The sequence below is a fragment of the Stenotrophomonas sp. SMYL86 genome (assembly GCF_036320025.1).
In the GTDB taxonomy this organism is placed as follows: Bacteria; Pseudomonadota; Gammaproteobacteria; order Xanthomonadales; family Xanthomonadaceae; genus Stenotrophomonas; species Stenotrophomonas maltophilia_A.
In genome coordinates, this window is record NZ_JAWIRU010000001.1 from 418,125 (window position 1) to 432,166 (window position 14,042).

Sequence of the window (14,042 nt, forward strand, 5' to 3'; positions counted from 1 at the left end):
TGGATTCCATGCCATGGCCGCAAGCGTCGTGTTCAGGTCATTAAGCGCCGCGAGCAACGCTCAGGCCATGCGTGTCTGACCGCGATCACTTAGCCAGCGTCCGCAGGTGACCCGCTGCGCGAGCGCGCGTTCAGCCATGCCATCACCGTGGCGTTGGATTTGTGGGTGGCCCCCAGGTACAGGGCCGTGTTGGCCAGTGCGACCGCGCCCAGTTCGTCGCCGAATCGCTCCAGTACCTTCCAGGCCTCCAAGGCCCTGGTCTGCGCTCTCGGGTCGGACAGGCCGATGTCCTCGATGGCCATCTTGCTCAGGTTGCGTGCCAGGTACCGCGGATCACAGCCTCCATCCAGCATCCGGCAGATCCAGTACAGGGCCGCGTCGGGATTCGTGCTGCGCACCGACTTGAACGCCGCGGATATCTGGTCGTAGAACAATTCACCCTGCTTGTCGAAGCGGCGCACCTGGCGGGGCAGCGCGTCATCCAGTAACGAATGTGGGATCCGACCATCCGCGGGCGCCAGATCCGCCAGGATCTCCAGAGCATTCAGCGCCCTGCGCAGATCTCCATCAGCGCGAACGGCGATGGCGCCCAGAACGTCGTCGTCGATCTTCAGATCGCAGTGGGCCAGCCCCTGCATCCCATCCACCAGCGCACGCCGCAGTTGTCCGATGATGTGGATCGGCTGCAGCGGCTGCAGTACATGAACGTCGCAGCGCTGAAGCAGTGACGGTCGCAACTGGAACGACGGATTCTCGGTGGTGGCAGCAAGCAAGCGGGCGTCGTTGCCCTGCAGATGACGTACCAGCACATCCTGCGTGGCACGGTCCAGACGATGAACCTCGTCGACGAACAGCAGGTGGCCGCGGCCTGCCTGGTGGCTGGCCACGGCCAGCGCCCGGCCCAGTTCGGAGGGCGTCATCACCGCTGCAGGCAGCGATGTGTGGCGATGCCCCGATGCCCCCAGTAGCAATTGCGCGATACTGGTCTTGCCACACCCTGGCGGCCCCCACAGGATGATCGAACGTGGCAGGCCTGCTTCCAGTGCCCGCTGCAGCGGCTGTCCATCCGCCAGCAGATGGGACTGCCCGACAACGCCGGCAAGCGATACCGGGCGCAGCCGTTCGGCCAAGGGAGCGCGTGCCTGCGACATCACTCCGCGCCTGACGTCACGCCAGCAAAAGCATTGATACCGGTCAGCTCGGCCGACAGCCGCCACAGGCGTTCTGCCTGCGCGGCGTCCACCGCATACGGGCGAACACCCCCTTCGCTCGGGACGGGAAGGTCTTCCTCCCATGCGACGTCGCAGTCCTCGCAGTACACCCCACCGATGCCATCCAGCAGCGACGATGTGGCCGCCCACACCGTGGTCGCCGCACCTTGAGCGGACGTCTTGAAACTGGGGTCGATCAACCGGCCCTCTGCATCAAGCCAGCCCAATGCCTGCATTTCTTCCAGTGCCATGTGGCGCTGCAGCGCCGTGTGGATCTTGCCCGGATGGACCGAGTAGGAACGCACGCCAGCGGTGCAACCGAGCACATCCAGGTGCAGCGCGAACAGCGCGATGGCGGTCTTGGACTGCCCATAGGCCAGCCACTTGTCGTACCCCGTTTCGAACTGCAGGTCCGTCCAGCGCATGGGCGAATAGTGATGTCCCATCGAGGACAGCGAAACGATGCGGGCACCTCGCGCAATGGCCGGCCACAGCAGATTGACCAATGCAAAATGACCCAGGTGGTTGGTGCCGAACTGCGATTCCCAACCGTTGCCCACGCGCGATTCATCGTTGGCCATGACCGCGGCATTGCAGATCACGATATCCGCCCTGCGTCCGCTGGCGACGAAGCGCTCGGCACAGGCACGCACGCTGGCCTGGTCCGCCAGATCAAGCATGTCCACCTCCACCCCGGGAACATCGGCCAGCGTGGCCCGGGCCGCCGTCGGGTTGCGCGCAAGTACCAGCACGTCTGCGCCGGCGCTGGCCAGGGCCCGGGTGGTTTCCAGGCCGAGGCCACCGTGGCCGCCAGTGATGATGGCCAGCTTGCCGCGCAGATCGATACCCAGCACCACATCGGCTGCGGAACTCGTCCGGTCGAAGCCGGAGTTCAGGGGGCGCTGAGGGCTCATCACGACGACGCCCCCGCAGTGTCAAGCGTGGGGGCGGAATCGGCCAGCGTATGGAACGCGCACAGCTTGTTGCCGTCCGGGTCACGCAGGTAGGCCAGATACAGCGAGCCCGCCGGAGTCTCGCGCACACCGGGCGGTTCCTCGCACGAGGCTCCACCGTTGGCCAGCGCCGCAGCATGGAAGGCATCCACCTGTGCCGGGCTGGCCATGAGCAGGCCGATGGTGCCGCCATTGGCCGCCGAGGCAGCTTCGCCGTTCAGCGGCGTGGCCAGCACCAGCAGGCTACCTGCGTGCTGGTAGAGGATGCGCTCGGAATTGAAGTTGAGGCTGAGTGCCGGGCGGGCGCCCAGTACTCCCATTACGGCGTCGTAGAAGCGACGGGACCGCACAAGATCGTTGCTGCCAAGGGTTACGTGACTGAACATGTTTCTGTCTCGGTTCGGAATGAAGTCAGGCCCAGCGCTGGCGCGCCGCACCCGGCGAAGTGGCGTCGCGGAAGGAGCGCCCGAAGACCTGGCCCTGCAGCACCTGCTCGCGCATGTGGGGCAGGCGCCGTTGCTGGTAGAGCGCCAGGGCGTCCACCACGCCGGGTTCCAGGCGTAACGCCCGTGACACGTGCAGGGCATCGAGCATGGACTCAGCGAATCCCGCGCCGGTCATCGGCGATTGCGCATGCGCAGCGTCCCCCACCAGGGCCAGGCGCCCGCGCGCGACCTGCGTTGGGACGTACTCGGAGATGGGCATCGGCAGCGCGCCCGCCTGCCGGATCGCCCGCGAAAGTGCCTTGCCCCACGGTGCAGGCCACTGCACCCGCGCACGATTGGCCAACGCAATGCGGGCGTCTGCGGGCACTGCGTCCGCCCTCGGCGTGAACCGCACCCGGTCCTCGCAGACCGCACCGAGGGCCTGCAACAGCCGGGTGCTGCGCGCTTCGAACCACGCCCAACCCACGCGTCGCGGGGTGGCGTGTGCAGCCTCCAGCAACGGGTAGATGGCCAGCACATCGTGGCCGGCCGAATGGAACTCGACACCGCTCAGCGCACGCGCGTTCCGGGGTGGCACGTCCAGTTGCCCCAGCCACGCCAGATAGCCTGCGTAGGAGGCCTCGGGCTGCTCCGGAGCGACGCACCGTCGAACCACGCTCCGATGGCCATCGGCCCCGATCAGCAGGTCGGCCGTCCACTCCCGCCCTTCTGCGCTACGGGCCCATGCCGCGTCAACACGCTCACCAACGGTGGCCACCGCCTCGCCGTCCACCAGCGTGATGCCGGGCTCAACGCTGGCCGCCTGGCGGAGCGCACTGTAGACGTCCGACCACGCATGCGGCAGCACGGCCTGTTCGATGGCATCACCGCCCAATGCATCCACCACCTGCTGGCTCGCCGGTACAGTGAATGCCATCCGCAAGGCAGTGCCGCCGGCGCGGATGGCCACACCAGCACGCCCGCGCGCCGGTGCTCGCTCGAGCACGGTGGAGGCCACGCCGACGTTGGCCAGTGCCAGGGCCGCTGACAATCCTGCCAGCGAACCACCAATGATCAATGCCGTGCGCATGCTGTGCTCCTCGTCCGCTCTACCGCAGGCCTTCAGGCCAACGTGGACATGTCGATGACGAAGCGATACCGCACGTCGGCCCGCTCAAGCCGATCAAAGGCCTCGTTGATCTGGTCCATGCGGATCAGCTCGCAGTCCGGCAGGATCTGTTGTCGCGCACAGAAATCCAGCATTTCCTGGGTCTCGCGGATTCCGCCGATCATCGAGCCTGCTACGCGGCGGCGGCCCATGATCATGGGCACGGTGAACGGCTCCTGCAGATCGCCCAGTTGCCCGACGACCACCAGCGTGCCGTCGATATCCAGCAGCGGAATGTACGGGTTGATGTCGTGCTTGGTCGGTACGGTATCGACGATCAGGTCGAAGCTGGAAGCCGCAGCCGCCAATGCCTGCGCATCGTCGGTCGGCAGGAGTGCCTCTGCACCCAGAGCAAGCGCGTCGGCCTGCTTGGCGCGCGAGCGGCTGATGACGGTGACGTGTGCGCCCAGTCCGATCGCCAGCTTGACCGTCATGTGGCCCAGCCCGCCCAGGCCAACCACGGCCACCCGGCTGCCGGGACCAACGTTCCAGGTGCGCAGCGGCGAATACGTGGTGATGCCGGCACACAGCAGCGGTGCGGCCCGAGACAGGTCCAATCCTTCGGGCACGCGCAGCACGAAAGCCTCCTTCACCACAATGTGCCGCGCATAGCCCCCCAGGGTCGGTTGGCCGGTGACGCGGTCCAGGCCGTTGTAGGTCTCGGTCAGCACCTCGCGGCACATGTGCTCTTCGCCCTTGTGGCACTGGTCGCAGTGCTCGCAGCTGTCGACGAAGGTGCCGGCAGCCACCGCATCACCTGCCTTGAAGCGATGCGCGGACGCGCCGGTGGCCACCACACGACCGATGATCTCGTGGCCAGGCACGACCGGGTAGATCGCCCTGCCCCAGTCGTTGCGGACCATATGCAGGTCCGAATGGCAGACGCCGCTGTAGAGGATTTCGATAGCGACATCGTCGTCACGCAGTTCACGACGTTCGATGGTGTGCGGCACCATTGGCGTAGTTGCCGACAGCGCAGCGTAGGCCTGGGTTTTCATCTGCAGATCCTTGAGTAATTCAACGAAACGCCGTACTGGCGTGCTCAGCGCGCAACCAGCGCCTGGTGGTAGAACTCGCCCAGTGCCGCGCCCGCACGCGCCACGAATTCGGGCTGGTCGTACAGCGCCACGTGGGTACCACCGGCCAGGATCAGCAGGTGCTTGTCGGTGCTTGCCGCGCGCTGGTGCAGCTCTTCGCTCATCCAGCGGGTGCCGGCCTCGCTGCCGGCGATCGCCAGCAACGGTTGGGTGAGGAACAGTTCCGCGTTGTTGAAGGCGTCGTAGCCCACCAGTTCGGCCAGGTTCTGCAGCGGGAACAGCCCAGTGGCGTTCGGATGCTGGCCACGCGGTGTGCGGTAGTAGTCGAAGGCTTCGGCAAAGTCCGGGTGTGTGGCGGCTTCGCGGTTGGCTGGCAGCGCATCCTGGTACTGGAGCTGTCCGCCCTCGGCCTGACGGCTGCGGGCCTGCGCTGCGGCGTCAAGCAGCGCAACTGAATTCCGGGGATCGGCATCGCCATCCCAACCCTGGCGGAACATCTGGCCGTAATTGACGGCACTGATGGTGCCCACCGCGCGGATGCGGCGATCGTTCATCGTGGCGTGTGCCGCATAGCCGCCACCGGCACAGATACCGAGCACACCGATCCGATCGGCGTCGACGATCGGCAGCGTGACCAGCAGGTCAATCGCCGCGCTGATATCGGCCACGCGCGCATACGGGTTCTCATTGCCGCGCGGTGCGCCGGTGCTGTTGCCCTGGCAGGAGGCATCGAAGGTCAATACCACGAAGCCCTGCTTGACCAGGCTGGCCGCATGCACCGTTGCGGTCTGCTCCTTCACGCCACCGGCCGGGTGAACGACCACGATGGCCGGATGACGGGCCGACAGTGCGGCGTGCTCCGGCACATGCAGCTGGCCGGCCATGGTGATGTTGCCATTGGGGAATTGCACTGCTTTCATTGCCGTCCTCACAGGTTGCTGTCCACGTTGTGTGGAATGACAGCTACGATAGGGCTGGCATGGCGCGGTGATAATCCGCAAAAATCGTAATGGACTTATAAGCAGGATCACCCAATGGCAGGCAGTCACCTCAAGGATCTCTCGGCCTTTCTGATGGTTGCCGAAGAGGCAAGCTTCACCCGCGCCGCAATCCGGCTGGGCATCACCCAGTCTTCGCTCAGCCAGATCATCCGCGGGCTGGAAACCCGCCTGGGGCTGCGCCTGTTCGCTCGCACCACCCGCAGCGTGGCCCTGACCGAGGCCGGCGAGCGCCTGCTCGGACTCATCGGCCCGGCCATGAACGAACTGGAAGCCGGGCTGGCCCGCATCGGTGAACTGCGCGACAAGCCCGCCGGCACCCTGCGCCTGACCGCAGACGAATATGCCGTGCACGCTGTACTGATGCCCGCCATCGCCCGGCTGGTACCGGACTACCCCGACATCCGTGTGGAAATCACCACCGACTACGGGTTGACCGACATCGTCAGCGGGCGCTTCGATGCCGGCGTGCGTCGCGGCGGCCTGGTTGCCAAGGACATGATCGCAGTGCCGATCAGCCTGCCGATACCGATGGTGGTGGTGGCATCACCGGCCTACTTCGCCCGCCACCCGGCACCCCAACAGCCGCAGCAGCTGGTAGAGCATCAGTGCGTGAACCTGCGCCTGCCCACCCATGGCGAGATCTATGCCTGGACATTCACTCGCGCCGGCCGCGACCACCGGGTGAAGTCCGAAGGCCAGGTGGTGGTCAACAGTATTTCGGCCATGCGCGATGCAGCTTTGCAGGGCGTCGGCCTTACCTATCTTCCACTGCATTACGTGCAGGACTGGCTGGCGTCAGGAGAGCTGGTCGAGGCGCTGACCGAGTGGCGCAAGACTTACGAGGGGTATCACCTCTACTACCCGAACCGGCGCTTGGCTTCGCCGGTGTTCACACTGTTGCTGCAAGCGTTGCGTGACAACCTGGAAGACAGCAGGAAGCGCACCGCAACGAGTGCGACACGTGCCGCCACCCAGCGTGCACCGGCCAGGCCTCGCCGGCGCACGACCTGATACTTCTTACCTGGGCGAGGTGGCCTGCCTGCGATACTGCGCGGGCGCCTGCCCCATGATGCGCTTGAACGCAGTACTGAACGCACTCTCCGATTCGTAGCCCACGGCAAAGGCAATACTGGACACGGCATCGGCGCCATGGGACAGCCGGTCCGCCGCAAGCAGCATCCGCCAACGTGACAGATAGTCCATTGCCGTGTGCCCGACCAGTGCCTTGAAGCGCTGCGCGAACACCGTGCGCGAAACCCCTGCGATACGCGCCAGTGATTCCAGCGTCCAGGACTGGGCCGGAGCTGCGTGCATCGCCCCGAGGGCCAGGCTGATGTGGCTGTCGGTCAGGGCCAGGAACCAGCCCTTCGGCACCCGGCCCGGGGTAGCCAGGTGCAGGCGCAGCACCTGTACCAGCATGAGATGGGCCAGATGGGTGGACATCAACCCTGCGCCCGGCAGCGGCGCGTGCAGTTCATTGGCCCATTGATCCAGCGCCCAGCGCAGCACGCCTGCTTGTCCCGAAGCACGTGGCACATGGATCAGGGGTGGCAGCGCATCGAACAGCACGGCGGCATGCCGCCCGGGAAACGCGAATCGGCCGCTGATGAGGAAGGTCTCTCCTCCCCCGTTGTGAGTGACAACGCCCTGCCGCGCCGCCGCTTCGATGATGGGCTCGCCGCTGGCGATGGCCACTGCAGGATCCGAAGCGAGCACGAACCGGCAGCGGCTGTTGAGCAGGAAGCAGTCGCCGGCTTCGAAGTGGAACAGTGCGGGCTCACCCTCGACGCGGCCCCAGCAGCCGCCCCCCATGACTGCCGTGAACTTGATGCCTTCGTGCGCCGGGAAATCGAATGCCCAGTCGCCGGCGGCATCGAATCCGGCAAAGAACTGGCTGCTTGGCTGCAGCAGTGACAGCACATCGGACAGCGGATCAGCGCTCATATCCGTACGCTCGAAGAAGTCAGGCGAACGCCACGGCATGGATCGTACAGAACCCCGGGCCTATCGTGCATTCCATGGCGGCACATCACCGCCCCGCTCCCGATCAGACACAGGAATTGCCCATGAAACGCCTGCAGGACAAAGTCGCCATCATCACCGGCGCCGGCAGCGGCACCGGCATGGGTGCGGTCATCGCCCGGGTCTTCGCCAGCGAAGGCGCCGTCGTTGTTGCTACCGGCACCCCCGACCGCAAACAGAACCTTGACGCACTGGTGCAGGACCTCACCGCCCAGGGCCATCGTGCAACATCGGCGTTCCTGGATGTGACCCGGCCCGAACAATGGGCCGAGGTGGCCGCCACCACAATCGAGCGCCATGGCCGCATCGATATCCTGGTCAACAACGCCGGCACGCCGGGGCCGCGCGACGGCCGCTGGGACAACGCCACGGCCGAGGACTTCAGCCACGTCATCGACGTCAATCTGACCAGCCAGTTCCATGGCATCAAGGCGGTCACGCCGCAGATGGAACTGCAGCACAGTGGCGCGATCATCAACATCTCGTCTGCCGCCGGCATCATCGTCTTCCCCGACGTGCCGCCGGGCTACAGCGCCTCCAAGGGCGGCAGCCGTCATCTGACCAAGGCCGCCGCCGTCGATTTCGCCCGCCGCGGCATCCGCGTCAACGGCATCTACCCGGGGCTGATCGACACGCCGATGGCCACCCATTTCACCGGGGATCCGCAACTCCTGGAAAGCCTGCTCAAGGGCATTCCGATCGGCCGCGTCGGCACTTCGGAGGAAATCGCCAAGGCCGCGCTGTTCCTTGCCAGCGATGACGCGTCCTACGTCATCGGTGCCGAACTGGTGGTCGACGGTGGATTGACCATCATCTGATCGCGTGTTGCACAACATTCCGCAGGATTCTCCAATGAATACACAACAACCACGCGCCTGGTTCATCACCGGTGCGTCATCCGGCCTGGGCAAGGCCCTTTCCGAAGCGGTCATTGCCCGGCGTGACCGCGCCATCCTCACCGCGCGGCGGCTGGACCGCCTTCGCGCGATCGCCGCAGGCCATGAGGACCACGTCCTGCCGCTGGCGCTTGACGTGAACGATGCCGATGGCCGTGCACGTGCCGTGGCCGAGGCCATCGAACGCTTCGGGCGCATCGATGTGCTGGCCAATGTGGCTGGCCGCGGTGTGGTGGGCGCCTGCGAGGAATTCAGCCTGGAACAGCTGCGCGAGCAGATGGAACTGAACTTCTTCGCTGCTGCCGAAATGAGTCGCGCCGTGCTGCCGCAGATGCGGAAGCAGGGCGCTGGCCACATCCTCACTGTCAGCAGTATTGCCGGGCTGGTGGCAATGAACGCGGCCGGCCCCTACTGTGCAGCGAAGTTCGCCATCGAAGGCTGGACCGAAGCACTGGCGATCGAAGCAAAGCCGCTCGGCATCCGGGTGACGCTGGTGGAACCGGGCGCGTTCCGCACCGAATTCGCCGGTGATGCCAACATGCGGCCAGCACACCGCATCGATGTTTATCGGCCGGTTGTGGAGCCATTCGAAACCTACCTGGAATCCTCCTCCGGGCAGCAGATGGGTGACCCGGCAAAGGCCGCACAGCGCATGCTGGACGTTGTAGCCAGCAATGATCCGCCGGTGCGGCTGATGCTGGGTGCGGATGCCTATTCGATCTGGGAGACCACCCTGGCCAACCGCCAGGCCGATCTGGCCAGGTGGCGTGAGCGCGGCATCGATACCGCGTTCGAGGGCGCCGCTACGGTGCAGATCCAGCTGTAAAGCAAACGTCCCGCCGGCCTGAAATGGGCCGGCGGGACGTAGGCTGCTCTGGTTGGCCTTGTTGCATCAAGCGCCAAGATGCGTCCGGTAGAACGGAATCAGCTGCTGCAGCGCCTGGGTGGTGGCTGCTGGCTGGTCATACAGCTCGTAGTGGCTGGCGCCGGCCACGATCTGGATGCTCTTCTGCGCCGAACGCGCCCTTGCGTACAGCTCCAGGCCGTCCCGATACGAACCGAAGCCACCGGGCACACCGCCGATGACGATGTGCAGCGGCTGAGTCAGCAGATGCTCGGTGAACGCAAAGGCATCCCAGCTCAGGGCGGCGCCGGTGCTGGTGAAGCGCAGCTTGTTCGGCGAGCCCGGCTGCTGGCCACGCGGCGTGCAGTAGTACTGCACCGCCTCAACGATGTCGATGTCGTTGATTCCAGCGGCTTCGCGCTCCGCTTCAGAGCCGGGAATGTAGCCCACGATCAACGGCTCAGCACCCCGTGCCTCGGCAGTGCGCTGCTTGCCCAGCGCTTCCAACGTCTTCAACGCAGCATCCGGCGACATGTCACCTTCACGCATCAGCCGGCCATAGTTGGCAGCCACCACCGTGCCGACTGCCTTGAAACGGTGGTCGGTAGTGGCCGCGCTCACCGCATAGCCACCGCCGCCGCAGACGCCCAGCACGCCAACACGATCTTCATCGATGTACGGCAGCGTCATCAGGTAATCCATGGCACAGCGGAAGTCCTCTACTCGGGTAGCGGGATCTTCCATGAAGCGGGGCTCACCGCCGCTGGCGCCCTGGGTGGAGGCGTCAAAAGCGAGAGTGATGAAACCAGCGGCGGTCAGTGCCTCACCATAGATGGCGCCCGACGTCTGCTCCTTGCAGCTGCTGATCGGGTGCGCGCAGACGATGGCAGCGTACTTGCTGGCAGGGTCGAAGCCTTCCGGAAAGCGCAGGGTGGCGGCGACATCCCAGCTACGGTTCTTGAAACTGACGGTCTGTTGGGTGCTCATTTCAGTTCTCCAGGGGATTGGATTCGGCAGGCAAAGCGTAGGCCGCCGCTATTGGGTTGATAATCCCGGAAAAAAGCATTGCACTTATTCCAAGTGCCACCTAATTGCTCCAGGTAGCCGACTTCAGGCCGCCTCCACGCCCGCATTCACACGGTGCAACCCAACACTTCGCAATAGTGCGCTGGCTCCCCATGTGATGAAGGTTGAAGCCGCTGATTTCCGTTCGCTACCCTCAATGGCCTCGCCATGCGCGCCTCACGGTGCGCATTCTGCTTGTCGTGTACGCTGCCTACCTGCTGGCCGGCAACATCTTCCTCAACACCCCGCTGTTCGACCAGGTTACCAACCGCAAGCCGCACAAGTTCGTGATGACCACCGGCCCGGCCATCACGCTGCTGCCCGGCCACGTCATTGCCTGGAACGTGCATATGCGCGGCCACGTCAACCACACCGTCTACGTACTGCACGCCGAACGCGCCAGCGCCCGGCTGGCCGTGCTGCCCCTGTTCCGTCGCGAAGTGCGGGTTCCCCGATTGCAGGCCACAGGCGTGTCGGCCGAAATCAGCCGCGTCGAGGACGCCATTCCGTCGCCCCCGCGCAGCGACCAGGGTTGGACCCTGCGTTTCGACGCCATCCACAGCGACAGCATCCGCAGCGCCCGGCTCGGCAAGCTGCTGATCATCGGCAAGGGCCAGGGCACGGTCGGATTCCTCAAGCAGCTGCGCGGCGGCCCATCGGAACTGTTCGATTCCGAGGTCTCGTTCAGCAAGGCAGACACCAGCTATGACGGCGTGCAGCTGCTGGGCGACATGAATCTGACTGCGCGTTTCAGCTATCCGCGCCACTATCGCGACCAGGCGCCCGGCCTGGCCAAGTTGAAGCTGCTGCATGCGCAACTTGATTTGGAAGCGCGCAGCCAGGGGCTGCGCATGGATACGGACGCCACAACGCCAAAGATCTCCAGCGCGCCCGTGCCCGGACGCCTGCAACTGGCGGTCCACCTGATCGACGGCCAACTGCAACCCGGTGACCACGCGCTCTGGCAGGTGCCGCTCTTCCTCGGCGATGGCGCGCCCAATCGCGGTGTGCTGGCCCTGCAGCTCAATGTGGCCAACGACCTGCGCCTGCAGGCCCGCCTGCCGCCACGTCCGGATTCGGCCGCCGGCATCGATGCCGACCTGCACATCACCGGGCGCGAGATTCCCTTCCAGCACCCTGCCCAGCTGCTGGAGCGCAGCTCCGGCACTGTGCGTGGCGAATGGGCCTTCACCTCGCTCAACTGGATCCCTGCCCTGTTCGTGCGCAAGCCGTGGCTGCAGCTGGATGGCGGCGGCACCCTGAAAGCAGATCTGCGCCTGCGCAATGGCGAACTGATCGAAGGCAGTACCGTGGACATCCCTTCGGCTGCCGCCGTGGCCGAGGTCGCTGGCGTGCGGCTGGCCGGCACGGCCAGTGCGCATGGCGAGCTGAAGGCCGGCAGCCCCACTCAGGCACAGTTGGCGATCCGGCTGCCCCGCTTCACCGCTCGCCCAAGCGATGCGAAGGATGTACGCCTGTTCGACGGTCGCGACCTGGCCGTGGACCTCACCGGCGATGGCCGCCTGCAGGAACTACGCAAGGGCGTTCGTGCGCGGTTGCGCTTCAGCCAAGCGACCATCCCGGACCTGGCCGCCTACAACCGCTACCTTGGTTCCCAACAGGTGCGCCTGCTGCGTGGCACCGGCAGCCTCAGCGGCGACGCCACGCTCGACACCGATGGCCGCGTCGGCCATGGCACCGCGCGGCTGCTGGGTCGCAATGCCAGCGCCAAGGTGGCGGGCCTGGACATGGGCGGCGATGTCGACGTGAACGCGACGCTTCGCCGCGGGGACTTCAACCAGCGTCATTTCGATCTGTCCGGCACCACCGTGGAGCTGCGCAATGTGCAGGTGGCGGGCACCGATTCCAGCAGCGCGTGGAAAGGCCGTGCTGTGTTCAAGCGGGGCCGCATCGACGCGCAGTCCCCGTTCCAGGTGGACGCTACCACCGACCTGACCCTGAGCAATGCACGCCCCTTGCTGGCCGTGTTCGCCAAGCGCACCGACTACCCGCGCTGGACGCTGTCCCTGCTGGATTCCGGCCAGGTCGATGCACAGGCCACGCTGCGCTGGCGTCCGGGTCATCTGCTGATCGACGGCCTGCGGGCCGAGAATGATCGCCTGTCGGTACGTGCGCGGCTGGATCTGCTGGAGCAGCGCAAGCGGGGCGATCTCTATCTGCGCTGGGGGCTGTTGGGCGCGGGCATCGAGCTTGATGGCGAACAGCGCCAGTGGCATCTGGCCAAGGCGCGTGAATGGTTCGATCAGCGCCCTTCGCTGTTGCCGGCTGCCGAACGTGGAAGCGCCGCGGGTTCTTCAGACTGATCGCTCCGGGTTGCATCCATTTGCCGCTTCCGTTCGTATGAGCGGTAAACGCAGGATGGAGCGGTACGGAATGAAGCGGCGTTCACAGGCTCTAGGTCTTCTGGGATGGGGCGTGGTCACCTTTGCGGCGGCCGCAGTCGGCGCATGGGCATCGGCCTCCGCCGCCAGCTTCTACGCCACCCTCGCCCTGCCCGCGTGGGCACCGCCTGCCACCGTGTTTGCCCCGGTGTGGAGCCTGCTCTACGCCATGATGGCCATTGCGGCGTGGCTGGTCTGGCGCGAACGCGGCTGGCGCAACGCGCAACCGGCCCTGGTGCTCTATCTGGTACAGCTGGCCGTCAATGCCCTCTGGAGCTGGCTGTTCTTCGGCTGGAAGCTGGGCGCGCTGGCCTTCGTCGACATCCTGATACTGATCGCGCTGGTGTGCGCAACGATCGTTGCATTCGCCCGCCTCCATCGCGGTGCGGCGGTGATGCTGCTGCCTTACCTGGCCTGGATATCGTTCGCATCCGCGCTGAACTTCGCGGTGTGGCGCGCCAATCCCGGGGTGCTGTGACCCCGTATCAGTGCTCTCAGGCCTGCGCGACGCGCTGCGGCTGCCATGCACGCAGCAACGCCGGCTTGAACGCCTGCTGGCCACAGCCCGTTGGGCATCGCACCACCCGCGCGGCGGTGTGGCTGACCAACCCCTGCCCTTCCTCCGCCTTGAACACCGTGTCGCAGCTCATGCACCGCGCAACCAGCGAGTACAGGTGGAGCAGGCGCCCGCTGGCCGGATCCTGCAGGGCATCCACATCCAGCAGCTCAAACTGGCAGCTGTCGGCAAGCATGCGGTATGGCGTTGAAAGCAAGGTCTGCAGGTTCACGGGGCGTAGTCACTCAGGAATGTGCGTTCACCCTAGGCAAGTGGGTGTCGAGCGCGCGTGCAGCGCACATGTACCTTTCGCGAAACATGCAAGTGCTGTTGGAATGCTCAGATGAAGAATTCAGGTTTGAATGAAACGTTCTTCACACGCACGTGCTGGTATGCGAATGCACGATTTTGCGTCACCATCCGTGCATGCCGGATGCAACGCTGGGCCATTCCAGCCATCCA

General features: G+C 65.5%; 14 protein-coding genes. 5 read left to right on the forward strand and 9 right to left on the reverse strand.

Translation table 11 applies throughout. From position 1 onward, the window contains the following. Window positions 1–89 precede the first annotated feature (89 nt). Genes V3B64_RS01930 through V3B64_RS01955 form a run of 6 tightly spaced genes read right to left on the reverse strand, consistent with a single transcriptional unit; the run spans window position 90 to window position 5,843 of the window. Entirely contained in the window at window positions 90–1,151 is a 1,062-nt protein-coding gene (locus tag V3B64_RS01930; RefSeq protein ID WP_121503258.1) for an AAA family ATPase, read from the reverse strand. Next, window positions 1,151–2,125: an SDR family NAD(P)-dependent oxidoreductase gene (locus tag V3B64_RS01935; RefSeq protein ID WP_329913515.1), complete on the reverse strand. Its 975-nt coding sequence runs from the start codon at window positions 2,123–2,125 to the stop codon at window positions 1,151–1,153. The genes V3B64_RS01930 and V3B64_RS01935 overlap by 1 nt, the downstream gene beginning before the upstream one ends. Then, window positions 2,125–2,550, reverse strand: a complete 426-nt coding sequence (locus V3B64_RS01940; RefSeq protein WP_329913516.1) for a VOC family protein — start codon at window positions 2,548–2,550, stop codon at window positions 2,125–2,127. The genes V3B64_RS01935 and V3B64_RS01940 overlap by 1 nt, the downstream gene beginning before the upstream one ends. A 25-nt stretch (window positions 2,551–2,575) precedes the next feature. Further along, on the reverse strand, window positions 2,576–3,679 hold the full coding sequence (locus V3B64_RS01945) for an FAD-dependent monooxygenase (protein ID WP_329913517.1): 1,104 nt from the start codon (window positions 3,677–3,679) through the stop codon (window positions 2,576–2,578). A 32-nt stretch (window positions 3,680–3,711) separates the two neighbouring features. Then, complete coding sequence (locus tag V3B64_RS01950; RefSeq protein WP_329913518.1) at window positions 3,712–4,755, reverse strand: NAD(P)-dependent alcohol dehydrogenase; 1,044 nt, start codon at window positions 4,753–4,755, stop codon at window positions 3,712–3,714. A gap of 44 nt (window positions 4,756–4,799) precedes the next feature. Beyond that, on the reverse strand, window positions 4,800–5,843 hold the full coding sequence (locus tag V3B64_RS01955) for an alpha/beta hydrolase (protein ID WP_329913519.1): 1,044 nt from the start codon (window positions 5,841–5,843) through the stop codon (window positions 4,800–4,802). On the opposite strand from V3B64_RS01955, the gene V3B64_RS01960 reads away from it, so the two are divergent. Further along, a complete protein-coding gene (locus tag V3B64_RS01960) occupies window positions 5,829–6,806 on the forward strand; it encodes a LysR family transcriptional regulator (protein ID WP_110712296.1) in 978 nt (325 codons plus the stop codon). The genes V3B64_RS01955 and V3B64_RS01960 overlap by 15 nt on opposite strands. A gap of 6 nt (window positions 6,807–6,812) precedes the next feature. Here the strand turns inward: V3B64_RS01960 and V3B64_RS01965 are convergent, their stop codons facing one another. Beyond that, window positions 6,813–7,739 (reverse strand): AraC family transcriptional regulator, encoded by a 927-nt coding sequence (locus tag V3B64_RS01965; RefSeq protein ID WP_329913520.1) that lies wholly within the window; start codon window positions 7,737–7,739, stop codon window positions 6,813–6,815. Window positions 7,740–7,861: 122 nt separating this feature from the next. Here V3B64_RS01965 and V3B64_RS01970 point away from each other — a divergent pair, with 122 nt between their 5' ends. Then, window positions 7,862–8,635 carry an SDR family oxidoreductase gene (locus V3B64_RS01970; RefSeq protein WP_329913521.1) on the forward strand — a complete coding sequence of 258 codons (774 nt, stop codon included), beginning with the start codon at window positions 7,862–7,864 and terminating at the stop codon, window positions 8,633–8,635. A gap of 34 nt (window positions 8,636–8,669) precedes the next feature. Continuing rightward, on the forward strand, window positions 8,670–9,539 hold the full coding sequence (locus V3B64_RS01975) for an oxidoreductase (RefSeq protein WP_329913522.1): 870 nt from the start codon (window positions 8,670–8,672) through the stop codon (window positions 9,537–9,539). 66 nt (window positions 9,540–9,605) lie between these two features. On the opposite strand, the gene V3B64_RS01980 is transcribed toward V3B64_RS01975, so the two are convergent. After that, the gene (locus V3B64_RS01980; RefSeq protein ID WP_180854411.1) at window positions 9,606–10,544 is read right to left on the reverse strand and encodes an alpha/beta hydrolase; all 939 of its coding nucleotides are present in this window, start codon (window positions 10,542–10,544) and stop codon (window positions 9,606–9,608) included. Window positions 10,545–10,804: 260 nt separating this feature from the next. Between V3B64_RS01980 and V3B64_RS01985 the strand changes: the two genes are divergently transcribed. Together V3B64_RS01985 and V3B64_RS01990 are read left to right on the forward strand one after the other, a co-directional pair. Next, a complete protein-coding gene (locus tag V3B64_RS01985) occupies window positions 10,805–12,946 on the forward strand; it encodes a hypothetical protein (protein WP_329913523.1) in 2,142 nt (713 codons plus the stop codon). A gap of 70 nt (window positions 12,947–13,016) precedes the next feature. Then, window positions 13,017–13,502, forward strand: a complete 486-nt coding sequence (locus V3B64_RS01990; protein ID WP_121503250.1) for a TspO/MBR family protein — start codon at window positions 13,017–13,019, stop codon at window positions 13,500–13,502. Between the two features lie 16 nt (window positions 13,503–13,518). Here V3B64_RS01990 and V3B64_RS01995 read toward each other — a convergent pair whose 3' ends face one another. Then, complete coding sequence (locus V3B64_RS01995; RefSeq protein WP_121503249.1) at window positions 13,519–13,812, reverse strand: hypothetical protein; 294 nt, start codon at window positions 13,810–13,812, stop codon at window positions 13,519–13,521. Window positions 13,813–14,042: the final 230 nt, after the last annotated feature.

What these genes read in the sequence shown, in the direction of transcription:
- V3B64_RS01930 (WP_121503258.1), bottom strand. Translation starts at nt 1,151, where the DNA reads ATGTCGCAGGCACGCGCTCCCTTGGCCGAACGGCTGCGCCCGGTATCG.
- V3B64_RS01935 (WP_329913515.1), bottom strand. Translation starts at nt 2,125, where the DNA reads ATGAGCCCTCAGCGCCCCCTGAACTCCGGCTTCGACCGGACGAGTTCC.
- V3B64_RS01940 (WP_329913516.1), bottom strand. Translation starts at nt 2,550, where the DNA reads ATGTTCAGTCACGTAACCCTTGGCAGCAACGATCTTGTGCGGTCCCGT.
- V3B64_RS01945 (WP_329913517.1), bottom strand. Translation starts at nt 3,679, where the DNA reads ATGCGCACGGCATTGATCATTGGTGGTTCGCTGGCAGGATTGTCAGCG.
- V3B64_RS01950 (WP_329913518.1), bottom strand. Translation starts at nt 4,755, where the DNA reads ATGAAAACCCAGGCCTACGCTGCGCTGTCGGCAACTACGCCAATGGTG.
- V3B64_RS01960 (WP_110712296.1), top strand. Translation starts at nt 5,829, where the DNA reads ATGGCAGGCAGTCACCTCAAGGATCTCTCGGCCTTTCTGATGGTTGCC.
- V3B64_RS01965 (WP_329913520.1), bottom strand. Translation starts at nt 7,739, where the DNA reads ATGAGCGCTGATCCGCTGTCCGATGTGCTGTCACTGCTGCAGCCAAGC.
- V3B64_RS01970 (WP_329913521.1), top strand. Translation starts at nt 7,862, where the DNA reads ATGAAACGCCTGCAGGACAAAGTCGCCATCATCACCGGCGCCGGCAGC.
- V3B64_RS01975 (WP_329913522.1), top strand. Translation starts at nt 8,670, where the DNA reads ATGAATACACAACAACCACGCGCCTGGTTCATCACCGGTGCGTCATCC.
- V3B64_RS01980 (WP_180854411.1), bottom strand. Translation starts at nt 10,544, where the DNA reads ATGAGCACCCAACAGACCGTCAGTTTCAAGAACCGTAGCTGGGATGTC.
- V3B64_RS01990 (WP_121503250.1), top strand. Translation starts at nt 13,017, where the DNA reads ATGAAGCGGCGTTCACAGGCTCTAGGTCTTCTGGGATGGGGCGTGGTC.